This window comes from Nitrococcus sp. (assembly GCF_059432795.1).
Map to the genome: position 1 here is coordinate 21,764 of NZ_JBXWZQ010000065.1, position 22,075 is coordinate 43,838.

At 62.5% G+C, this 22,075-nt stretch carries 23 protein-coding genes and 2 tRNA genes; 11 read left to right on the forward strand and 14 right to left on the reverse strand.

Annotated features, from left to right (window positions below; genetic code table 11):
* Window positions 1-32 precede the first annotated feature (32 nt).
* From AC52Q4_RS05260 to AC52Q4_RS05295, 8 genes are all read right to left on the reverse strand, one after another.
* Window positions 33-362: a hypothetical protein gene (locus AC52Q4_RS05260; RefSeq protein WP_495535755.1), complete on the reverse strand. Its 330-nt coding sequence runs from the start codon at window positions 360-362 to the stop codon at window positions 33-35.
* 158 nt (window positions 363-520) lie between these two features.
* Window positions 521-1,636: a PepSY-associated TM helix domain-containing protein gene (locus tag AC52Q4_RS05265; RefSeq protein ID WP_495535756.1), complete on the reverse strand. Its 1,116-nt coding sequence runs from the start codon at window positions 1,634-1,636 to the stop codon at window positions 521-523.
* The gene (locus AC52Q4_RS05270) at window positions 1,636-3,924 is read right to left on the reverse strand and encodes a TonB-dependent receptor (RefSeq protein WP_495535757.1); all 2,289 of its coding nucleotides are present in this window, start codon (window positions 3,922-3,924) and stop codon (window positions 1,636-1,638) included. Before AC52Q4_RS05270 ends, AC52Q4_RS05265 begins: the two co-directional genes overlap by 1 nt.
* A gap of 197 nt (window positions 3,925-4,121) precedes the next feature.
* Window positions 4,122-5,111, reverse strand: a complete 990-nt coding sequence (locus tag AC52Q4_RS05275) for a FecR domain-containing protein (protein WP_495535758.1) — start codon at window positions 5,109-5,111, stop codon at window positions 4,122-4,124.
* A 4-nt stretch (window positions 5,112-5,115) separates the two neighbouring features.
* A complete protein-coding gene (locus AC52Q4_RS05280; RefSeq protein WP_495535759.1) occupies window positions 5,116-5,664 on the reverse strand; it encodes a sigma-70 family RNA polymerase sigma factor in 549 nt (182 codons plus the stop codon).
* Window positions 5,665-5,765: 101 nt separating this feature from the next.
* On the reverse strand, window positions 5,766-6,839 hold the full coding sequence (locus tag AC52Q4_RS05285; RefSeq protein WP_495535760.1) for a M48 family metallopeptidase: 1,074 nt from the start codon (window positions 6,837-6,839) through the stop codon (window positions 5,766-5,768).
* Window positions 6,836-7,792: a YjgN family protein gene (locus tag AC52Q4_RS05290; protein WP_495535761.1), complete on the reverse strand. Its 957-nt coding sequence runs from the start codon at window positions 7,790-7,792 to the stop codon at window positions 6,836-6,838. Before AC52Q4_RS05290 ends, AC52Q4_RS05285 begins: the two co-directional genes overlap by 4 nt.
* A 269-nt stretch (window positions 7,793-8,061) precedes the next feature.
* Window positions 8,062-8,928, reverse strand: a complete 867-nt coding sequence (locus AC52Q4_RS05295; RefSeq protein ID WP_495535762.1) for a cupin domain-containing protein — start codon at window positions 8,926-8,928, stop codon at window positions 8,062-8,064.
* A 187-nt stretch (window positions 8,929-9,115) separates the two neighbouring features.
* Here AC52Q4_RS05295 and AC52Q4_RS05300 point away from each other — a divergent pair, with 187 nt between their 5' ends.
* Window positions 9,116-9,673, forward strand: a complete 558-nt coding sequence (locus AC52Q4_RS05300) for a cytochrome P460 family protein (protein WP_495535763.1) — start codon at window positions 9,116-9,118, stop codon at window positions 9,671-9,673.
* Window positions 9,674-9,758: 85 nt separating this feature from the next.
* Here AC52Q4_RS05300 and tnpA read toward each other — a convergent pair whose 3' ends face one another.
* The gene (gene tnpA / locus AC52Q4_RS05305) at window positions 9,759-10,193 is read right to left on the reverse strand and encodes an IS200/IS605 family transposase (RefSeq protein ID WP_495535764.1); all 435 of its coding nucleotides are present in this window, start codon (window positions 10,191-10,193) and stop codon (window positions 9,759-9,761) included.
* Window positions 10,194-10,294: 101 nt separating this feature from the next.
* Window positions 10,295-12,268, reverse strand: a complete 1,974-nt coding sequence (locus AC52Q4_RS05310; protein ID WP_495535765.1) for a RelA/SpoT family protein — start codon at window positions 12,266-12,268, stop codon at window positions 10,295-10,297.
* 163 nt (window positions 12,269-12,431) lie between these two features.
* On the opposite strand from AC52Q4_RS05310, the gene AC52Q4_RS05315 reads away from it, so the two are divergent.
* Complete coding sequence (locus AC52Q4_RS05315) at window positions 12,432-12,971, forward strand: class I SAM-dependent methyltransferase (RefSeq protein WP_495535766.1); 540 nt, start codon at window positions 12,432-12,434, stop codon at window positions 12,969-12,971.
* Window positions 12,972-13,279: 308 nt separating this feature from the next.
* Here the strand turns inward: AC52Q4_RS05315 and AC52Q4_RS05320 are convergent.
* Window positions 13,280-13,354: transfer RNA gene (locus tag AC52Q4_RS05320), tRNA-Val, on the reverse strand.
* Between the two features lie 159 nt (window positions 13,355-13,513).
* On the opposite strand from AC52Q4_RS05320, the gene gltX reads away from it, so the two are divergent.
* Window positions 13,514-14,965, forward strand: a complete 1,452-nt coding sequence (gltX, locus tag AC52Q4_RS05325) for a glutamate--tRNA ligase (protein ID WP_495535767.1) — start codon at window positions 13,514-13,516, stop codon at window positions 14,963-14,965.
* A gap of 18 nt (window positions 14,966-14,983) precedes the next feature.
* Window positions 14,984-15,059, forward strand: a tRNA-Ala gene (locus AC52Q4_RS05330).
* 132 nt (window positions 15,060-15,191) lie between these two features.
* Here the strand turns inward: AC52Q4_RS05330 and AC52Q4_RS05335 are convergent.
* The 3 genes from AC52Q4_RS05335 to flgA form a co-directional block, all read right to left on the reverse strand.
* A complete protein-coding gene (locus AC52Q4_RS05335) occupies window positions 15,192-15,689 on the reverse strand; it encodes a flagella synthesis protein FlgN (RefSeq protein WP_495535768.1) in 498 nt (165 codons plus the stop codon).
* Window positions 15,682-15,987 carry a flagellar biosynthesis anti-sigma factor FlgM gene (gene flgM, locus AC52Q4_RS05340; protein WP_495535769.1) on the reverse strand — a complete coding sequence of 102 codons (306 nt, stop codon included), beginning with the start codon at window positions 15,985-15,987 and terminating at the stop codon, window positions 15,682-15,684. Before flgM ends, AC52Q4_RS05335 begins: the two co-directional genes overlap by 8 nt.
* Window positions 15,988-16,116: 129 nt before the next feature.
* Complete coding sequence (flgA, locus tag AC52Q4_RS05345; RefSeq protein ID WP_495535770.1) at window positions 16,117-16,851, reverse strand: flagellar basal body P-ring formation chaperone FlgA; 735 nt, start codon at window positions 16,849-16,851, stop codon at window positions 16,117-16,119.
* A 152-nt stretch (window positions 16,852-17,003) separates the two neighbouring features.
* Between flgA and flgB the strand changes: the two genes are divergently transcribed.
* The 7 genes from flgB to flgH all read left to right on the forward strand — a co-directional run bounded on the left by flgB (window position 17,004) and on the right by flgH (window position 22,055).
* Window positions 17,004-17,399: a flagellar basal body rod protein FlgB gene (gene flgB, locus AC52Q4_RS05350; RefSeq protein WP_495535771.1), complete on the forward strand. Its 396-nt coding sequence runs from the start codon at window positions 17,004-17,006 to the stop codon at window positions 17,397-17,399.
* Between the two features lie 2 nt (window positions 17,400-17,401).
* Window positions 17,402-17,815, forward strand: a complete 414-nt coding sequence (flgC, locus tag AC52Q4_RS05355; protein ID WP_495535772.1) for a flagellar basal body rod protein FlgC — start codon at window positions 17,402-17,404, stop codon at window positions 17,813-17,815.
* A 16-nt stretch (window positions 17,816-17,831) separates the two neighbouring features.
* Entirely contained in the window at window positions 17,832-18,497 is a 666-nt protein-coding gene (locus AC52Q4_RS05360) for a flagellar hook assembly protein FlgD (RefSeq protein WP_495535773.1), read from the forward strand.
* Window positions 18,498-18,515: 18 nt separating this feature from the next.
* Window positions 18,516-19,718 (forward strand): flagellar hook protein FlgE, encoded by a 1,203-nt coding sequence (gene flgE, locus AC52Q4_RS05365; RefSeq protein ID WP_495535774.1) that lies wholly within the window; start codon window positions 18,516-18,518, stop codon window positions 19,716-19,718.
* Between the two features lie 57 nt (window positions 19,719-19,775).
* Window positions 19,776-20,516: a flagellar basal body rod protein FlgF gene (locus AC52Q4_RS05370; RefSeq protein ID WP_495535775.1), complete on the forward strand. Its 741-nt coding sequence runs from the start codon at window positions 19,776-19,778 to the stop codon at window positions 20,514-20,516.
* A gap of 64 nt (window positions 20,517-20,580) precedes the next feature.
* Window positions 20,581-21,366 carry a flagellar basal-body rod protein FlgG gene (flgG, locus tag AC52Q4_RS05375; protein ID WP_495535776.1) on the forward strand — a complete coding sequence of 262 codons (786 nt, stop codon included), beginning with the start codon at window positions 20,581-20,583 and terminating at the stop codon, window positions 21,364-21,366.
* A 29-nt stretch (window positions 21,367-21,395) separates the two neighbouring features.
* A complete protein-coding gene (flgH, locus tag AC52Q4_RS05380) occupies window positions 21,396-22,055 on the forward strand; it encodes a flagellar basal body L-ring protein FlgH (RefSeq protein ID WP_495535777.1) in 660 nt (219 codons plus the stop codon).
* The last annotated feature ends 20 nt before the right edge of the window (window positions 22,056-22,075 follow it).

The following is a 22,075-nucleotide window of genomic DNA, read 5'->3' on the forward strand; positions in this document are numbered from 1 at the left end:
GCATGTCAACGCCACGCGCCGAACACATCTCGTCAACGCGCCTTGCGTTCAACCCCATCGACGAACAATTTCTTCTCCCCGCCGTTCACCGTGTATTTGACGACCGCCCGTTCATTCACCTTCCCATAAGGCACGCCGTTCCATGTGAGCTTACCGTCCTTGACCTCGATCCGGTCGCCGTTGACGACGATTTGACCGTTTTGACCACTGATCGTGGCTTCTGCGGTCGAGCCGCTACCGGAGACCGAGCTCATCGAGCTGCTCACGGACGTATAGGTGCTCGAAGCGGCGACGCCGAGCGGACCGTACCCCACGATCAGGGCAACCGTGAGCAGCGCGGTCAGGGGTAAAACCGATTGCACGTGCATTTCCCTTAACCAACCTCAAAAAAGCGCCCGCAGCCGGGGCTAGGCCAAATCAATATTAGCATCCCCGCGGGATTTGGCCTGCTCGGTGTGAAGCGTCGCGGCACAGGCAAGCGTCCGGCCGGCGCTTTGCGCTTTTGCAGCGCGGCCACACGTCAACCGGAGCGACGCGCCTTGCGTTTACGCCACCAGGCGATCGTGCCCGTGACATACAGCACCACGGGCGCGCAACCGAGCAGCGTTACGACGATCACGCCCGTCCGGCCAAACGCGGTTCCTTCGTGAAGGCCGACAAGCCACAGCTCGGTGGTTTCGCGGACTGAGCGGCTTTCGTCGGTCTCGAACAGGGTGAGCCTCGCGCATCGTAGATCGGCGAGAACCCGCACATCGCCTTGCCCGTCACCGGCTTTCAGCGCGATCTCCCAACCTCGCCCCGCTTCCTCGTGCGAATAAATCGCCGTCCAGGTGCTGTTCGGCACGAGTTCGCGGGCGCGCGCGAGGGCGGCATCGAAGCCGATCGCCGGACCGCAGGGCCCGTCGCGGATCGCGCGCTCCTCAGGCGTATCGGGCAGCAGCGCCAGCGCCGGCTCGACCCAACCCGGTTGAGCCAGGTACAGGCCGCTCACGATCAACACCAACAACGCCAGCAATGTCCAGATGCCAAGCCAGTCATGCAGCCGCACGGCATGAAAAAAGGTCGCCCGCCATGGCGAGGGCGAGAGCTTGCGCCAGAGTCGAGTGCGCCGCGGCCACCATAAATAAAGACCCAGCGAAAGCGCGATCAGGCTGGTCAGCGCCACCACCCCGGTCAATGCGCGCCCCGTCGCGCCGGCCCAAAGGTCGCGATGGAAGAAGATGGGCGCATAGGCGGGCGAGTGATCGACCTCGAACGTACCCAGCACATCGCCCGTGGCTGGCGCGACCAACACCCCGAGGAGGCCCATGTTGCCGAGGCCGCCGGGTTCGAGCCCGGCGAAAATCAACATCCCGGCATCGCTGACGTTATGGCTGACGTGCGGGCGCCAGATGGCGACCGGCTCACCCAGCCCGGGCGCCGCGGCACGCGCCTTCTCGACCCAGGCATCGATGGAGCCCGGCTGCTCAGCGAGATCATCCGGAATCATGTGACCGTGCGCCCACTCGAAGTATTGCGGCTGAAACAGCAGCAGACTCCCGCTCAAGGCAATGGCCACGAGTATCAGACCCACAGTCAGACCGAGCCAGCGGTGAATCCAACGCAGTGCGCTGCGTATTCGTCTGGGCGCGGCCATCAGAACTTGACCTCCAAACCGCCGCCGAATTCTCTCGGATCGACCAACTGGGCGTTCTCGGAAAACTGCAACAGCTTGTAGTTGTTGTTCAGCAGATTGGTGGCGAACGCAAAAAACCGGACATTTCTGATCTCATAGCCGACTTGCGCGTTCAACAGAAAATAGGGATCGACTTTGCCCGGGCGGTCGTTCGTGTCCCGGGAAAAGTAACCGCCTACATAACGGCCGTTGAAGCCGGCGGACAGCCCGCTGGCATGGTGGTAGCGAGCGCCGAAGGACAATGTCATATCCGGTGCGCGGGCGAATTCCTTGCCGGTCAAATCCTCAACCGAGGCCGAAAACTTCTTGATTTCCGTCTGAAGCAGGCCAAGCGAGCCGAAAAGCTCCAGGCTGCGGACCGGCAGAAAGGTCGCGGTCAGCTCCGCGCCGTAGCTCTCGGTCGAGTCAGCGTTGCGGATGACTCCGCTGTTCGGGTTGTCCGGAATGAGAAAGCCAAGGCGTTGCTGATCCTCGTAGTCCGCGTAGAAGAGGTTGCCATTGATCGTGAGTCGATCATCAAGCCAGCTCGAGCGAAAGAACAACTCGTAGTTCCACACCGACTCATCGTCATAAGTAAACGAGGGAAAGGGCGGAACGAAGGCAATACCGGCGCCCCCGGCGTTCCAGCCACGCTGTACGCTCACGCCGTAGGTAAGCCAGTCATCTGGGCGATACGCGAGGCTGAACTTGGGCAGAAACGCACTGAATGTCTTGTCCAAATTGACATTGAAGGCCCCCGCGCTGCCGAAACGCTCGCGCGATTCCCGCTCGTAGCGGGCGCCGAAGGTGAGGTCCAGTTTGTCAAAGAACGTGATCGTCCCCTCGCCGAAAAACGCAATGGTCTCGGTCTGGTCATCGAAGACGCCCCCGCCGATGTCGATCTCCTCGTCACTGTCCGCGGTAAAGTAATACGAGCCGAGGATGCCGTGCAGTCGCTGGCCGGGCGCGCCGTACTCGAGAAGAAGCTCGTTGGTGAACTGGTCCGCATCGATGTCGACGATCCCACTGCCCGGATCCGTGAGACGCGCGACAGCGATCTTGCTATAAGTTGTCGTATTGCGCACTTCGATATCGGGGGTAAGCGCATAGTCCAGGTTCAGGATGCCGCTGTTGGCCTTGTTCTCGAAGATCGGAAAAAAACCCGGGGTAGAATTGTCGAGCTCCCTGTTGCGGAAAGGCCGGCTAACGAGTTCCGTCTGGGGCCGCCGCGTGGCCGTGTGGTTGAAGGTCAGCTTCGCGGTCAGTTTGGGCAGCGCATTGGGCAGTAACAGCAATTTTGCGCGGACATTGGTGCCCTCCTCTTCTTTCGGGTTGTTGACGAAGGAAGACTGCGTGAGGTCGACGAAAGATTCATGATCACGCCGGTCGACGGACAAACGGAAGGCGAGCTGGTCCTCGATAAGCGGCCCGGAGAGAACACCGGAGAACTGGCGGGTATCGTAATTGGCAAGAAACGCCCGGCCACCCAGCTCGTACTCGAAGGTCGGATCCTTGGTATCGATCACGATGGCCCCGGCGATCGAGTTGCGTCCCTGCAGCGTGGTCTGCGGCCCACGGAAAACCTCGACCCGGTCGACATCCCATAGGCCGCTGCGGCCGTAAATGAGCTCGTTGAAGGTAAGCGGCCGACCGTCCTGCTGTATCGTCACCCGGGGACGGCTGCCCGCGAGGAAGGCGAACACGCCGTTCGCCGGGCCCGTGCTGTCCACGCCGCGGATGGTGGGTGCAAAATTGCCCGTTCCCAGCTCCTGAACGTTGGGAAGCTGCCGCGCGATATCCCGGAATGTTGTGGCTCCCGGCGTTTCCTCGATGTCCTCGTCGGTCATGACACTGACGCTGGAAGCAGTATCCTGCAGTCTCCGCACGGTCTTCTCGCCGGTGACGGTGATCGGTCCCAGCCGAGCCGGTCCTTTCCCTTGGCGCATCGGCGTGCGCTCCAGCGCCACCGAATCGGCCGCGGTGAAACGGTAGTTCAGTCCACTGCCCGCGAGCAGCCGGGTAAGGCCCTCCCGTACCGAATAGGTTCCCGCCAGCCCGGCCGTCGACTTCCCCTCCACCAGCTCCGGCGCGAAGGAGAGCAGGAGCCCGGCTTCGCGGGCAAATTGGTTGAGCGCATCGCCGAGGCGTCCGGGGGGAATGTGATAGCTCTGGCGCGTCTCTGCGAGCCCTCCCTTCTGCGCTTGCGCCACCGGCGCGGTGGCGAGCCCGGCAAGCGGCGTGAGCGCAAACAAGGCAGCGTACAGCGTCATGGGCAACGGTAAGAGGGTGGTGCAACGAAGCCGCGCTATGGCATTGCGGCGCCGGGATTCGGTCCGGCCAGGGGGTGCGCTCGGACGCTCAGCCATTTTTGAGTCCTCGATTTTCGGGATGAAGGGTCGATGCCTACCTTTCAAACCGAACGAGGCGCGAAAACCTGCAGGCCGAGCTCAATATTCGAGCTTTCGTATCACCGATGATGCACCGTGACCCAATAGCGCGTATGCCATTGCACCCTCACCGGCAGACTCTGCTCCAGCGCCGCCAGGATGCGGTCGGTGTCTTCGAGAGGAAAGACGCCGGATATCTTGAGCGCGGCGGCGCGTTCGTCGCAGCCGAGAAAGCCGAACCGATACCGCCGCAACTCCCGACACAGTACAGCCAAGGTCATACGCTTGGCGATGAGAACACCCTCGGTCCAGGCGGCCCGATCGGGATCGGCGGCCTGCAGCCGGCCAATCCGCTCGCGGTCGAAACGGACCCGGTGCCCCGCGGGCACCCGCACCTTGAGACTCGAGTCTTGCGCATTCACCTCCACGGCACCACGGTAGACGCTCACCAAGGTGTGCTCGCCCTGCTCATGGACCAGAAAGCGCGTACCGAGCGCCCGCATGCGACCGTGGGCGGTATGCGCGATGAACGGCCGCGCCGTCAGCCGCGGGTCAGGGGCGGTGGTGATAAGGACCTCCCCCCGGCGCAGATGCAGGAGACGCTCGCTGGCACCGAACGCTGCATCGAAGGCGGTATCGGTATTGAGATGCACGCGGCTGCCATCGGCGAGCCGCGCCTGGCGCCGCTCGCCGACGCCCGTGCTGTAGTCGGCCACGAGCCGCTGCCACAATGGCGTTTTACGGCCGGCAAAACCCAACGTTCCGGTAGCGACGAGAAAGGCGATGGATTTACAGACGCTGCGACGGCTAATGCCGCCCGCCCGCTCGACCTCGGCCTCCAAAGTTGCATGAGCCAGGCCGGATGGCAGCGATTGCAGTCCCTCGCTCAATGCCTTGAGTCTCGCCCAGGCGCGCTGATGATCGGGGTGCTCGGCCCGCCAGCGCTGCCAGGCCTCCACATCGGCCGCCTCGGCGGCGCCCGATTGCAGCCGGACCATCCAGGCAATGGCCTGCTCGACCGCCGCGGCGCCAGGCGTTATGCCATCCGGCGCCGTCGCATCGCCTGACATCGATTTATGGGGCGTAGCGCGCGGCATAGCAGCTGCGGAAGGCGCGGATCATGTATTGCTGAACGGAGCTCACGGAAACCCCCAGTTCGGCGGCGATCTGAGCATAGCTCAAACCGTCGATCTGCGAGAGCAAAAAGGCGCGCCGCACTTTGATGGGCAGCGCGTGGAGCAGGCGATCCACTTCCGCGAGCATCTCCAGCAACAGCACGCGGGTCTCGGGCGAGGGCACTTCCGGCTCGGGTAGACTCGCCAGAGCCTCACGGTAGGCCTGCTCCAGCCGCGCCCGGCGGAAATGATCCACCACCAGGCCTCTGCCGATGGTGATCAGGAGCGCCTTGGCTTGTCTGAAATGAAGCGACTCCCGCTTCATCAGGACGCGCGTAAACGTATCCTGCGCGAGGTCGGCGGCATTTTCGGGGCAATCGAGCTTCCTGCGCAACCAGCCGAACAGCCAACTGTGGTGCTCTTCGTAAAGCGCCCGCACAACGTCCAATTGGTCCGATTCCGCGTTCGTCACGAAGCTGTCTCTCGGCCGGCGTATCGATAAAAGCATTATGATTGATAATTATTCGCATTGTTTCATGGCGAGACAATACGTGCAATGAACCCCAAGGCAACGCAGTGAGAAATGACGCCGATGACGAGTGGTTTGATTCAGTCTCCGCACACCCCCTTGACCGCCTGCCAGGCAGAGCCCGTGAGCGCGGGTGCCCCTGGAAGCTGCCTGGCCTCGGCCGCGGCGATGCGCTCGCTCCAAGCGGGATGAGTTGCGAGCGGCGCGGCGGCGGTGCGTTGCGTTCGCTCCGCCAGGCGCCGCAACAGCGGCGCGGCGCCCCGCGAATCGATGCCCGCGCGTTCCAGCAGCACCATGGCACCATAATCCGCTGCCGCTTCAGCCTCCCGACTGTGGCGCCTCTCGAGCGTAAGCTGTGCGGCTTCGGAGACCAGATCCGCACCGATGCCGGCATCCCCGCTCAAGCGCCCGAGCATCAGCCGATAGCCCATGTGGCGGAGCATCGCCTTCAGGGGGTGACGCTCGATTCCATGAGCGATTTCGTGAGCGAGAACCGCGGCCAGTTCCTCGGGCGTCTGCATCGCCTCGAGAATTCCGGAGAAGATGATGATATGACCGCCGGCCGTCGCAGCCGCATTAACGACCGGCGAGTGCAAAACCCGCACGGTGAATCGGTAAGGCGAGTCGGCCCCTGCCGAGAGCCGCCCGACAAGGTCGTCCAAGGCGGCTTGCGCCCGCGGATCGCGGCAGCTCCTCCGGGTGCCGGCAAGCTCTGCAACGGTCGCCCGCCCCAGGCGTTCCGCCCAGGTCACCGGCACGGCGGGCGCGAGCAGACCCATGAGCCGAGGCACCACCAGTGTAAGCACGGCGATCACGATCAGCAGCGCCCCGCCCCATAAGGCAATTCGCCGGCCGGTGGCGTGGCGAGCAAGATAGCGCCGCCGAACGCGGGGCGCGTCGGCATCGAGCCATTCGACGAGCCGATGGTCCTCAACCGTCAGGATGGCGTCCGGCCAGTCAGGGTGCGCAAGCCGGATGGGTTGGCCGCGATAAACCTCCTCGGTGAGACGCAGACCCGCGAACCCGAGACGAGCGATTTCCGCTGCGGATTCCAACCCCAGCAGCCGCAACTGCCCGCCGCCGCGTGCCAGACGCACACGCCGGCGGGCGCCGCTGCGGCCATCGCACCACCAGCCCTCGATGTCGCGATTCATGCCATGCCGAGGTTGAAGGCGTCCGCGAAGCCTTCTCCGGTAGCGTCCGCCGCCGACTCGGCCTGCACGACGGCCTCGTAGTTCGGCTCGCCGACCACCTGCGCGCGTGTGGTGAAAAACCGCACGGTGCGCACCGTTACCCACGGCAGCGCCACTCCCAGCGTCACCACGAGCAGCAGCAGGTTCACCAGCACGAGGCCGATCAGCTCAACGCCGGAGACGTTGAGCACAAAACGCACCGGACCGAGCCGCAGCCGGGAGGCGACGTAGCGCGCCTCCGCCGCGGCATACCAAAGCAAGCTCAGTCCCAGGGTGGGAATGGCAAATAGCAAACACAGCGCAAAGACCTTGAAAAGATCGTCGCCGTGGCCGTCGAACTCAAAGGCCAGGCTGCCGAAACGCTGATGGCGATAGACATAGCGCTTTAAAGCCATGCGCGCCCAGGGCGTGGCAAGCCCCAGTGTCACGGCGGCAAGCAGCATGTAGCCGAAAGCGAGCGCACCATAACACCAGGCCGAGCCTTGCAGGCCAAGGCGGATACCGCGGTAGCGGGTGCGTGACAGAAGGTAGCGGCGGCTCGCGTAACGCGCGGCACCGGCGGCAAAGGCGATGGCTAGCGCGAATGTGGCCGTGGCGAGCGCGCTGCCTGACGGCCCCAGCAACGTCGTCGCCACGGCACTGACGGCCATGAATACGATCAGCGCGAGGACGTACAACCCGATCGCTTTGAGCAAACCCACCAGCAGCTCACCGCCGGTCCCGGTGTACTCGAAGCGCTCGCCATCGAGTCCGGTCTGCGTCCAAAGGTAGCGTCGCACGCGGGTCTTGGCCCAGAAGTGATAGAGACCCAAGGTAATTATCTTCAACAGCACGTTGACGATAACAATGACGAAAAGCTCACCTCCGGTGCCGTCGTGCCTGAGACGGTGATGCCCGATCCTCTCCCCTTTCATCCCTGTTCCCCATTCCGTGGATAAAGACCAAAACGCTTTCTGATTGTTGGTGTCGTGGAGATAAGCGCTGCCGCGCTGCCTCGTGGAGAAAAAGCATTACAGGTATTTAGCGTCTTCACGGAATGAGACTTGAGTCGCGTTTTAAGATTTACGACCCCAACCGTTGCGAGAGTGATATAGGGGCATTGCCGCGTGGCGCGGAGCGGGCGTATGGCGAGGCTCGGGGATGCCCTGGGGAACCGCGGCCTGCGGCGAGGGCGAGCCTTGCGCTAAGCGCGGGACGGCTCCCGGGCGTCGTCCCGCGAGGCCACCGCCCGGGCTTGCTGCAGCCAATCCAGCGGCGAGGCATCAAAGCGGGCCTTGAACGCACGAGCCAGGGCCGCGGGGCCGCTGTAGCCGACCTCGTGCGCGACCACCGTTACCGGTTTGCCGCCCCTCAACAGCGCCTGCGCCAACCCAAGCCGCCAACGGGCAAGATAGTCTCCCGGCGTCATACCAACGGTGGTGCGAAAACGTGCCGCAAAGCGCGCCCGTGACATCCCGGCCCGTTCGGCCATCCGCTCGAGTGTCCAATGGCTTGCCGGATCGTCGTGTATCGCGTTCAGCGCCTTGGCCAAGCGCCGGTCGGCGAGTCCTGAGAGCAGGCCGACGTCCACTTGCTCGCGGTCCATGAGGTAACGCAGCAATTGGATCGCCATAAGCTCACACAGCCGATCGAGGACGGCTTGGCGCCCGCAGCGACTCGCGAAAGCCTCCTCGAAGAGCAGCTCGATCGTGCGCGAGAGCATCTCCAGCTCGGCAAGCGGAATAACCAGCAGGCGCGGCAGTGCCTGGGCAAGCGGGTTCTCCGCGCCTGCACCGAAATCGATGGAACCGCAGACCGTCTCGGCACCGTGGGACCGGGAAGGCACGAGTCTGTGGGTGATGGGCCGCATGTAGAAAAGCAGCGACGGCGCGTCTATGTCGAAGGACGGCTCACCCACCGTCTCCACGTGCATTGCCCCTCGCAACAACACATGTATATGCCCGACACCGTCCACGGCATCGAAGGTATGAGAGGAACACAGCGGTCCACTGTTGAATACCCTGGCGCGCAACTCGAAGCGCCGTAATAGCGAGGCAAGCCGATCTACCATAACGATACGATAGGAATATAATTATGTACTTAAAGATACCAAACGTATTGGCTTATCGTCCACTATGCGCAGCAGGCCAATAAGCCTCCCAGCCGCTAGCGGCTGACTGCCCGAGGAGGAACGCATCGAGCATGAAACTGCCGGATGCCGACCGCCTCGACTCGTACAAAGAATGAAAGGAGACACCATGAACAGGCTATTGACTTTCCTGCTCAGCGCCGGCCTCGCGTTCACGGTAATCACCACGACTCAGGCAGCGAACCTTGCCGAGCAAACCTTTGGGCAGTACGTGGACGCGAACGGCAAGATCCGTCTGCCCGAAGGCTTCCGTCTTTCGTGGACCCATCTCGGCTCCTGGGTCGTCGCCGACCCGAAAGCCCCGGGCCATGGATTCCACGATGTGTATACGCAGCCGCAGGCGGCCGAGGGCTATCGCGAGAGCGGCAAATTTCCGGACGGAACGGTGCTGATAAAGGAGATTCGTAAAGTCGGCGCCGCCAAGATGACGACCGGCCAGGCCCAATGGGCGACCGAGCCCGCGGTCTGGTTCATGATGGTCAAAGACACCCGGAACCGCTTCGATGGTCCGCACTGGGGCAAAGGCTGGGGTTGGGCCTTGTTCAAGCCAGAGGACACGACGACCAACGTTTCCGAGAGCTTCTCCCAGACCTGCAAGGGCTGCCACGTTCCCGCCAAGGACTCGGACTGGGTATACGTCGAGGGCTACCCGACGCTGAACCGCTAAATCCGGGACGCAAATCAGGTACCACCCGCAGAGCGGGTGGTTTGGTGAAGGCCCCCGGAGGGGGCCTGTACTCCGATGAAAGGGCCTAAAGGCCCTCCAGCCGCAACTCCTCTTGCCGCTTCTCCTCGGCTTCCTGATTGCGGATGTATGCCCTGATCACCTGCTCATCCAGTCCCACCGTGCTCACACAGTAACCGCGCGCCCAAAAGTGCATTCCCGTGAACCCCTTTCGCCGCCCCAAATACGCGCGGTGAATCCGGATCGCCGACTTGCCCTTCAGAAACCCCACCGTGTTCGCCACGCTGTACTTCGGCGGAATGCTCAAGCACAGATGGATGTGATCCGCCATCGCATGGCCCTCAACCAGCTCCACTCCTTGCCGCTCGCAGAGCTCCCGGAACACCCGTCCAATCTCCCGGCGCAGACTCCCGTAGAGCGCCTTTCTCCGATACTTCGGCACAAACACTACGTGGTATTTGCAGTACCATCTCACGTGGGACTGGCTCGTCCAGTCTCGCATGATGACCTCCTTCCGCTTCTCTCGCTTGGAAGGAGGTCATCTACCTCAACGCACGACGGAACGGCAGAGCCTCTGTTAGTCACACCGCCATAGGCGGTGGCTTACGCTGGTCGAGTTAACGTGCCCCAGACCGCCTCAATGAGCCGCTCCTTCCCCGGCGTATCGAGACGCGACAGGTTGGCGCAATTCCGCCGATGCACCGAGATACCGCGGTTGCCGGTGATGTAGCCTACGATCGCATCGCCCGCGGCGGGCCGGCAGCATCTCGCCAGTCGGGTAAGCAGGTTCCCCACGCCATCAATGAGGATCGCCTCGGACCCTTCCCGGCCTGATCGACTGATCTTCTGCGACGCGGACTCCGGACGACGCTTCGCCTGCTCGCCTTGACCGTGCTCATGCAACAGCCCCGCGATCTGCCCGCCCGTGACATCGCCACGGCCGACAGCCGCCAGGAACTCTTCTGCTCCGAGAAAACGCGAGCGCTGCGCCAAACTCTCCAGACTCACCGAGCGCGCGCCGCCGAGGCGGCGCAGTTCGCGCTCCAACAGGACGCGGCCGTCAGCAACGTTGCGGTCGTAATCACGAAGCCGCAACCACCGCCGAACGCGATGCCGGGCATGCGCGCTCTTTAGATAACCCAATTTGGGATTAAGCCAGTCGCGACTGGGCTGCGCCCGGCGAGCGGTCAATATCTCCACCCGATCGCCGGTCTGCAACGTATAAGTCAGTGGCACCATCTTGCCGTTGACCTTCGCGCCGCGGCAGCGATGGCCGACCTGCGTATGGATACGGTAGGCGAAATCCAGTGGCGTTACGCCTCGCGCGAGATCGAGAACATCTCCGCGCGGCGTGAGGACATAAATACGATGCTCGAACAACTCGGCCTGGTAGCGCTCCATCGGGGCATATTCGCGCACCTCTTCGCGCGCCCACCGGAGCAGCTCTCGCAGCCAGGCCACCCGATCATCGAATTCCGCATCCCGACGGCCGCCCTCTTTATAGCGCCAATGCGCGGCCGCCCCAAGCTCCGCGCGGCGGTGCATTTCCCAAGTCCGGATCTGGACCTCGAGATTCTTGCCTTCCGGCCCCACCACGGCCGTATGCAGGGACTGATAATCGTTCGCCTTGGGGGTAACGATGTAATCGTCGTACTCGTGAGGAATGGGTTGCCAAAGGCTGTGAATCACGGCGAGCGCCGCATAACACTCCGGAACCGTATCAACCAGCACGCGAATGGCGCGGATATCGAGCAACTCGTGAAAATCGAGGCCTTTTCGGCGCATCTTCTGGTAGATGCTGTAGATATGCTTTGCCCGGCCGGTCACCTGCGCATCGATGCCGCCCCGCTGCAGTGCCTCGGAAACGCCTCGTTGTAGCGCGCCGAGGGCGCGCTCGCGATCCTCACGTCTGTCGACGAGCAGGCGCGCAATACGCTGGTAGCTATCGGGCTCCAGCACCCGTAAGCTCAAATCCTCCAACTCCCACTTGAGCTGCAGGATACCGAGGCGATTGGCCAGCGGGGCATGCAGCGCGAGCGTCTGCCGTGCCACCTGTTTTTGGACACTCAGCGGCCATTGTTGCAGCGTGCGGAGGGCGACCAAGCGTCGCGCAAGCGCGATGAACACCACGCGCATGTCTCGGGCCATGGCCAGAATCATCTGGCGCAACGCCTCGATCTGGCCAGCGCTTTTCTTCTCGGCCGGCCGGTGCAGGTCAGTGATACCGCCGACCTGCGCAGCGCCGTCGATCAGGCTCGGAACCGTTTCACCAAACTCGGACACCAGGGCTGCGCACTCCGCGCCGAGCCGGGGCAGATCATTGAGTAGCCCGGCGATGACCGTGTCAGTATCGAGATCCAGCCCGACGAGTACCGAGGCGCTCGCCACGGCCTGCTGAAAACAAACCTGCGCCGAGTCCTCGGGCTGCGCCGTACAGGCTGTTCGAAGGCAATCCCAGGCAAGGCGAAGTCGGTTTATTTCCCGCTGATCGAACTCGCGCGGAAGACCTCGTACCCAATCTTCGAAGGGGATCTCTGAGACGGTAGGATTGTCGAGTCCGCCGCTGACACTAACCATGATTGTCTGAGCCGAGAGCGTGACCGGTCGATACCCATATTCTCGAGACCGACGCATGCGTCGAGGCTGACAGCCAAAGGCGCGCGGCAGTAAAGTTGAGTCCTCGCCGGTTTTGCGATGACATAGCGGCCGTAACATTCCGAATGTCGACCAAGAGGTGCCTGTGCACAAGCCAATTGGCCATACCGCCACACCGGAGCCGTGGATAGCGCGCTTCGCTTCACAAATACCGCCACAGGGGCGCGTGCTCGATCTCGCTTGTGGCGGCGGTCGGCATACTCGCCTCTTTCTCGAGCGGGGTCATCCTGTCACGGCGATCGATATCGATCTCAGCGGCATTGCCGATCTGCATGAGCATTCGCGACTCGAAGCGCTCGAAGCCGATCTCGAACATGATCCGTGGCCGTTAGCCGACCGGCGCTTCAGCGGTGTCGTGGTGACCAACTATCTCTGGCGCCCCATCCTGCCTCACATCCTCACCTCCCTCGAGGCCGGCGGCGTGCTGCTCTATGACACTTTCGCGCGTGGGCAGGAACGCCTCGGCAAGCCGACCAATCCGGCCTTTCTGCTCGAACCGGGCGAACTCCTCGAAACCGTATGTGGCGTATTGACCGTCTATGCCTATGAGCACGGCGAGGTGTCACTGCCCGATGGCCGCCGCGCCGTTCGCCAGCGATTGTACGCGCGGCGCGAGCTGAGTTGAGCTTGGGTCTGAAACACGCGACAAGGGTCGTGCTAGCGGGCAAAGCGGCAAACCCTATGGCTCGGCGCATGCACGGCAGATAGCTTACCCCGCTCCAGGCGGCGTTGCCATAATGGTAACGCCTACCAACTCCTAGACCTCATCAGATCCGCAGCAAATGCGCGTCGGCACCCATGACTATTGCGAGGGGCAACGGCAATGCCCCGCTCAAACCGAGATCTGCCGGTCATGCTGGAGCTCCTGCGCCGGACATGGCGCTACCCGACAATAAAAAAGGGCTAGGCTTTTGGCCTAACCCCTTGTTTTTCTGGTGGGCGGCGCTGGGATTGAACCAGCGACCCCTGCCGTGTGAAGGCAGTGCTCTCCCGCTGAGCTAGCCGCCCATGAGCAATCGCAGTCTATGGCGGCCTCGCGACACTTGTCAAACGCGCCGCGCCCAGTTGCTTCCGCACTGTTCGGGCGAACTGATAAACTAATATGTTTTGAAATACTCACGGTCTCCCTGGCCGCGCTTGGCAAACCCTGTCCTCGAAGGACCCGAAATGATCGTGAAGACCCGCTTTGCCCCGAGCCCCACCGGGTACCTGCATATCGGCGGTGCGCGCACAGCGTTATTTAGCTGGCTATACGCTCGCCGCCACGGCGGACGTTTCGTTCTCCGTATCGAGGACACCGATCGGGAACGATCAACACGCGAGGCGATCAACACCATTCTCGAAGGCATGGCGTGGCTGGGACTGGACTACGACGAGGGGCCGTTTTATCAGACCGAGCGCTTCGAGCGGTATCGCGAGATGGTCGAGACCTTGCTTGAGCAGGACAGCGCCTATCGCTGCTACTGCTCGCGCGAGCGCCTCGAACTATTACGTGCCGAGCAGTTGGCACGCAAAGAAAAACCGCGCTACGACAGACGCTGTCGGATGCTTGACGCCCCCCCGGCCAAGGCCAGCGAACCCCCGGTCGTCCGTTTCAAGACCCCAGAGGAGGGGGACACGATCGTCGATGACCGTATCCGTGGACGGGTCGTATTCCGCAATCGCGAGCTCGATGATCTGATCATCGCCCGCGCCGACGGCACTCCCACATACAACTTCGTCGTGGTGATCGATGATATGGATATGGCCATCACCCATGTCATCCGCGGCGACGACCACCTCAACAACGCAGCCCGGCAGGTCAACATACTCAAGGCGCTCGGCGTCTCACCACCGGTGTATGCCCACGTGCCGATGATTCTCGATGAGAGCGGCAAAAAACTCTCCAAGCGCACCGGCGCTACCAGCGTCATGGAGTACCGCGATGAGGGGTTTCTGCCAGAGGCCGTGCTGAACTACCTGGCCCGCCTCGGCTGGTCTCATGGCGATCAGGAGATCTTCACGATCGACGAGATGGTGGAGCGCTTCGACATCGAAGATATCAACCAATCGTCGGCCAGCCTCAACCGGCCGAAGCTTCTCTGGCTGAACCAACACTACCTGATGAACTCCGATCCGGCCTATGTAGGACGCCATCTGAGCTGGCATCTGGGCGTGCGTGGCGTTGATCCAGCCGAGGGGCCACCCATCGAGGAAATCGTGAGCTGCCAGGCGCAGCGCAGCAAGACGCTGGTGGAGATGGCCGACCAAAGTCTTTTCTTCTATCGCGATCCGCCCGACTACGACCCCAAGGCGGTGCGCAAGGTGTTCACTGCCGAGACGCCGGGGCTGTTCGCGCGGGTGCGTGCAGAGCTCGCCGCCCTACAAGATTGGACAGCAGAGCGTTTGCACGACGCGGTTACAGCCGTCGCGCAAGCCGCCGGCCTCAAGCTCGGCGCGGTAGCACAGCCGCTACGAATAGCGGTCTGTGGTGGTCCGGTCTCGCCGCCGATTGACGTAACCTTGGCGCTGCTCGGCCGTGAAAACACCCTGCATCGCATCGAGACGGCCGAGGCCTGGATCCGAGGAAACCTGGGTGGCGCGGGCCCAGTGCTTGACACACAATCGACGCAACCCTAAACTTTTGCTTTATATTTTGGGGCCATAGCTCAGCTGGGAGAGCGCTTGCATGGCATGCAAGAGGTCGGCGGTTCGATCCCGCCTGGCTCCACCATCCCCTACCGCCGAAGCCATGCTGCCGCTGGACGAAGCCGCGCGTCGGTAAACGGCAGCCGTAATAATCAGGCCGAAATTCGCCCGCGTCGAGGCGCCTTTCACCAAGAGCCGGCCAGTAAAATGGCGTTGCCTATGCGCTCGAAATGATTCGGCCGCGAGCGGCGTAGCCGCACCCTCCGGCAGCATCGTACAGCGCCCCGCCCGCCTCCGGAGACTCTCCCCGCAGCACCTTGAGCTCGGCACCCACGAGCGCTTGGCTCCGTCGGATCGCCAGCCCGTTGGCTTCGTTGAGCGCACGCACCTCGCGAAGCTTTGCCAGAAAACCCTGCCACAAAGCCGCCAGCTCCGGGGCCTGAGCCAGCTGCAAGAATTGCTTCATCCCCTGCATGGGCGAGTCACACCCCGCCTCACGCAAGGTGTGCTGGCGAGCGACGTCGATTTGCTCGAGCGCTGCCACGACGTCGCGCTTGTCCCTCGCCAAACGCTCCATTTGCTCGGGTGGGGCTCGGTGCCCCAGCAGGCGGCATTCATCCGCCAGCAGCTGCGCGAGCTGTTCAAGCGCTGCCATCGCATCCTCAATGGAATGGCGAATCCGCGCCGTCGCCGCCATGTTGATCCCGTCAGCCATCTAGCAATTTCTCTAATGCTGTGAATCGTTCCGCAATTCGCTCGACATTCAGCGGATACTCGCCGCGGGCAATCCGCTCACGAATGTCCGCCACTCGTTTCGAATCGATCTCGGGTGTGCGCTCCAGCGCATCGCTCACGGCCTGTAGCCGATCGGATTGCAGGCTGGCGTCCAAACGCTTGGCAGAATGCGCCTCCGCCGACGAGCCTAGCGATTCGGCCCTGGCGTCGTGGGCCCGGTTCTGGCCCGCAACCTGGGACCGCACGACATGCGGTCTGTTCTCGATGGGGCTAGTCATCGCGCAAACTCCCTCAATTCCGTTGGCCTGGGCCGTTACGGCAGTGAAACCCGGGGGCTTTGATACCCCTTGGCTTAGCAATCGACCGCAACGACGAAAACTTTAATCCAACGGAGGATAGCACACCACCTATAGGCTGACCTGCACCTTGTCGGCGTCAATCACCCGACCTTCCACGATACGGTTGGAGGAAAGGTTACGCACCCGCACGATATCACCCTCGACGCCATCCTCCAGCGCTTTTCCCTTCATCGTCACGGTCATCGCGCCCGTGGTCGCGAACAGTATCAGCTCCTGGCCGCGACGGATGAGGCGCGCCGACGTCACGAGTTGCGGCGAGAGCACCTCGCCGGCACGGATCGCCCGACGAGTCTCCAAACCGAGCAACTGCTTCGGTTGCGTATACCACGCGCCGGACAAATCGGCCGGATCGCGTGGCGCGTAGCGGATCGCATCCTCGGTCAAGGCCACACCCCGGGGTAGCGGGCGCGAGGCGACCAACACCTCGATATGTCGTGTGACCCTAACGGGAACGTACAGCCGCCACGGTTTCGGAGCGGAACAGCGCACGCCGACCGTCAAACGACTGGCGTTCAGCTGCCCCTCCGGCACGAATGGTTGAAGCTCGCCACCGCACGCCGCGAGACGAAGACGCGGATCGAGATGCTCGATGATCACTTCATCGACCACGCCGGGGCCTTGGAATTTCTCCTTCACGAATTGAAAAACGGCCTCGTGGATCGCCGCGAGCGACTGATAGCGCCCTTCCGTGGCGCCGACCCCCTGGCCGGTCGCCAGCAGGAGAAGAGCGAGAACGAGCCCGAAGGCAAGTCGTACTCCCAAAATCCGCAGTTGCCGGGTCATGAGGTACACCTTATGCAAATGAACTCAGCATATATATGCATTTCTCCTGCCAACCTCTACCCAGCGGGGCCTATCACGGAAAACGACTGCACAACGTATGGCACGCATATTGCTATATCACCGCCAACTCATTTGCAACGAGGTAAAACGACATGAGCGGTACTTTGGACAAAGCCTTCGGTTTGCCCGCGTCGGCGCTCAAGCTGCGTGCCGAGCGCACCCAGTTCCTGGCGAGCAACATCGCCAACGCGGACACTCCCAACTACAAGGCGCGTGATCTCGACTTCAATGAATCGATGCGACAGGCGAACACCGGCAACGGCACGTTGCGCACGACCGACGCCCGCCATATCGGGTCACAACAGCCCGGCGTCGGAAAATCAACGGTCAAGTACCGCGTGCCGGCCAATCCCTCACTCGACGGCAATACCGTCGAGCTCGACCGTGAGCAGGCGCGCTTCTCCCAGAACACGCTCGAGTATCAGGCGGCCCTGCAGTTTCTCGGTGGCCGCATCCAAAACCTACTCGGCGCCATCAAAGGAAATTGATCATGGCCCTCTTCGATATTTTCGACGTCGCCGGTTCGGCAATGAGCGCACAGGCACTGCGGCTGAATATCACCGCCAGTAATTTGGCAAATGCAGGGACGGTCGCGAGCACAGCCGAGCAGGCCTACAAGGCCCGCCAACCGGTGTTTGCCGCGGCCCTGGATGCGGCCAACGGCGATTCCCCGGCGGTACCGGTGCAGCTGCGCGGCATTGTCACCAGCTCCGCCGCCGCCGAGCCCTTATACCAGCCGAACAATCCGTTGGCCGATGGCAATGGCTATGTCTACCAATCGAATGTGAACACGGTGGAGGCGATGGTGAACATGATCTCGGCGTCACGTTCCTATCAAAACAACGTCGAGGTGGTGAGCACCTCGCGCGACCTCCTGTTGCAGACCTTGAAGCTCGGAAGCTAAGGGCCGGAGGCCAGTAATGCTCGACTTATCGGCGTTGACCGGAAACGGTGTCGGCGGTGCTGCGGATGCCTCCCAGCCCGCCTCCAAACAAGTGAGCCAGGACGATTTCCTCAAGATGATGGTCGCGCAGCTGCAGAACCAGAATCCGCTGAAGCCGATGTCCAACGGCGAGTTTCTGACGCAAATCGCCCAGTTCACCTCGGCCTCGGGAATCGACCAGTTGCACGGCTCCTTTCAGGCATTCCAGACCAACATGCAAGGCAATCTGGCCCTGCAAGCTGCCTCGCTGGTCGGGCGTCAAGTCGTTGTCGACTCCGATCGCGGCTATCTGCCGGCCGACGGAACAATGGAGGCCAGCGTGCAGCTGCCCACGGCCGTCAGCAATCTGACGGTTGCCGTGCTGGACGATGCGGGGCAGGTCGTGCACCGCATCGAACTCGGTCCACAGCCCGCCGGAGAGGCGGCACTTCATTGGGACGGTAGAAACGCTGAAGGCAAGGCTATGCCGTCCGGCGCCTATCAGCTGCAAGCGCAATCGCAGATCGATGGGCAGAGTGTGTCGCTGCCGATGCGAGCACCGGCGCGAGTCGATAGCGTGACGCTTGGAGCGGGCCAGAGCCTCGAGCTCAATCTCGATGGCCTGGGCGCAGTCAGCCTTGATGCAGTTACTCAAGTCAAATAAGCACGGAGGAAATGGCGCATGTCATTTGAAACAGCCTTGACCGGTCTCAACGCGGCGTCTGCGGACCTGGACGTAACCGGCAATAATGTGGCGAACAGCGCGACGACGGGGTTCAAATTCTCGCGCGCCGAATTCGCCGATCTCTACGCGACGAGCAATCTTGGGATGGCGCGCACGTCCATCGGCCAGGGTACTCGGCTCGCCTCGGTGTCCCAGCAGTTCACCCAGGGTCAGTTCGATTTCACGGGCAACACCCTGGATCTCGCCGTAAATGGCACCGGATTCTTCGCATTGAACGATAACGGTGCCACGACCTATTCACGCAACGGGGCATTCGAGCTCGATCGCGATGGCTACATCGTCGATGGGCACGGCCATCGTCTGACCGGTTATCTCGCCGGGCCAAACGGCAGTATCGGTGGAGCCCAGGGGGACCTCCAGGTCAACGTCGGCAACGTCGCCCCCAAGGCGAGCGCCAACATTGGCCTGAGCGCGAACCTCGACTCCGGGGCCGCGGCCATCGGGACCGCCTTCGATCCTGCGGACCCTGCGACTTACAACTTCTCCACGTCGACGACGGTCTATGACGCCCAGGGTAAGGACCATTTCGCGACGCTCTATTTCCAAAAGCAAAGCGATAACGTCTGGGACGTCTACGTCGACGGCGACGACGGTACTGGGACGAAGGGCCCCACTACCGTGACGTTCGACAGCGCCGGTCAGTTCGTCTCCACAAGCGGAGCCACGACTTTCCCGTTCAATTACGCCGGCGCCGGCACGTCGAATATCAGCGTCGATTATTCGTCGCTGACCCAGTATGGCTCCGTGTTCGACGTCAAATCGCTGTCGCAGGATGGCTATTCGGCCGGGCAATTCGCAGGCCTCGCGGTAGAGGACGACGGCCGTATCCTCGCCCGTTTCACCAACGGTCAATCCCAGGCACTCGGCCAGATCGCCCTGAGCCGCTTCGCCAGCCCGGGAAATCTCCGCCAAGTCGGTGACACCCATTGGGTGGAGAGCTTCGAGTCCGGAGCGCCGGTCACCGCCGCGCCAGGCTCCTCGGGCGTGGGCTCGATTCAGGGCGGGGCGTTGGAGAAGTCGAACGTCAACCTGACCGAGCAGTTGGTGCACATGATCACGGCTCAGCGCAACTTCCAGGCGAACTCCCAGATGATCAGCACCCAGGATCAGATCACCCAGAGTGTCCTGAATATTCGCTAAGTCAACGGCGCGGTCGTCAGCCGGTGACCGCGCTCCGCACCGGGAGCAGTACAGTTTATGGACAGGTTTCTCTACATCGCTATGACCGGGGCCAAGCACGCGCTGAAGGCCCAGCAGGTCAACAACCATAACCTGGCCAACGCCAATACGCCGGGATTCCGCGCCGATCTGGACGGTCTGTTGAGCCAATCGGTGACGGGGCCGGGATACGCAAGCCGGGTGTATTCCGTGGAGACCGCATTAGGGAGCTCGATGACGCCGGGACATCTGACAAGCACCGGCCGTTCGCTCGATGTCGCGGTCAATGGCGAGGGGTGGTTTGCGGTGCAGGCCAGGGACGGCACCGAGGCCTATACGCGCCGCGGCGACCTGCAGATTGCCAATGGTGGGCTTCTGCAAACGGGTGATGGCCACTTGGTATTGGGCAACGCGGGACCGGTGGCGATTCCGCCGGCCAAACAGATCACCGTCGGTCAGGACGGCACGATTACGATCATCCCGGTCGGACAGTCGGACAATGCGCCGGTTGTCCTCGATCGTCTGCGCCTAGTGAACCCGCCGTCTACGGCGCTGCGCAAGGGAGACGATGGCCTGTTTCGCCTCAACGGTGGCGAGCCGGCCGAGGTGGATGCCGGGGTCAGCATTGCCTCCGGCGCGTTAGAGGCGAGCAATGTGAATACCGTGGACGCGCTGGTGAATATGATCGACAACGCTCGCCATTTCGAGACATACGTCAAACTCATGGAAACGGCCAAATCCAACGACGAGGCCGCTCAGCGGTTGCTGCGTGCCTCGTGACGCCGAGGGCACATAATTTGCAATTAACAGATGTAACGCAAGCACTTTCAAGGAGGATGCACTCATGAATCCCGCTCTTTGGGTTGCCAAAACAGGACTCGACGCGCAGCAGACGCGCATGTCGACGGTCGCCAATAATCTGGCGAATGTAAACACCACGGGCTTCAAGAAGGACCGTGCCAAATTCGAGGATTTGGTCTATCAGACCGTCCGTCAAGCCGGCGGGCAGTCCTCACAGAGCACCCGGCTTCCCAGCGGCCTGATGCTGGGCACCGGCGTGCGGGTGGCCGCCACGGAGAAGGCATTCACGCAGGGCAATATCGTGCAAACCGGGAATGCCCTGGATCTGGCGATCAACGGCCGGGGCTTTTTCCAGATCCTGCAGCCCGACGGCAGCGTGGCCTACAGTCGCGACGGGTCCTTTCAGATTGACAATCAAGGACAAGTCGTCACCGACGACGGACTCCCGCTGCAGCCGACCATCAACATTCCCGCCAACGCCCAGAGCGTAACCGTGGGGGCGGACGGCACGGTGAGCGTGCAAATTCCGGGCTCGGCGACCCCGACACAGGTGGGCAACCTCCAGCTCACCGACTTCATCAATCCCGCCGGACTGAAACCCATCGGCCGCAATTTGTTCGTCGAGACCGGCGCGAGCGGCTCGGCCCAGCCCGGAACACCGGGTCTCAATGGCCTCGGCTCGGTGCAGGCGGGCGCCCTGGAGAGTTCCAACGTCAACATCGCCGAGGAGCCCGTGAACATGATCGAGACTCAGCGCGGCTTCGAGACCAACACGCGCGCGATTCAGACCGCGGATCAAATGCTGCAGTTCATTACCAACAATCTCTGACGTTGCGGGCTATTCGGCGGAGGGAAACCATGCGAATCGTCATTGTCATCCTAGCAGGGCTGGTGCTCTGCGGCTGCGCCACCACCCCGTCACAGCCGCCGCGGGCGCTGCCCGAGCCCACGCTGGAGCAGCCCCCCAAGGCGGTCAACGGCTCCATCTACCAGGCCGGCTATGACGTTCGCCTCTACGAGGACCGCACGGCCCGCCGCGTCGGGGATATCGTCACGATCACGCTCGCTGAAGAGACAAACGCCAGCAAAGACGCGAACACACAACTCGGGCGCCAGTACAGCTACGCTCTGCCCACCCCGACGCTTATGGGCAAACCGCTCGTTTACAACGGCACCCCGGTTTCGTTTGACGTCAACAGCGATCAGGACTTCAAGGGCGGCGGAAGCGCGAGCCAGAGCAACGCGCTCTCCGGGGTCATCACCGCGACCGTCGTGCGCGTCAAGCCCAACGGCAATCTGGTGCTACAGGGGCAGAAAAAGCTCACGCTCAACCGAGGGGACGAGTACGTCACCCTCACCGGAGAGGTGCGTCCCTACGACATCGGCCCCGGCAACACCGTGCCCTCGACCCGGGTCGCGAATGCCCGCATCAGCTACACGGGCGACGGCGCCTTGGCCGATAGCAGCCGCGTAGGCTGGCTCTCGCGCCTGTTCATGAGCGTTATATGGCCCTTTTAGGATCGCTACTCAACTGATCG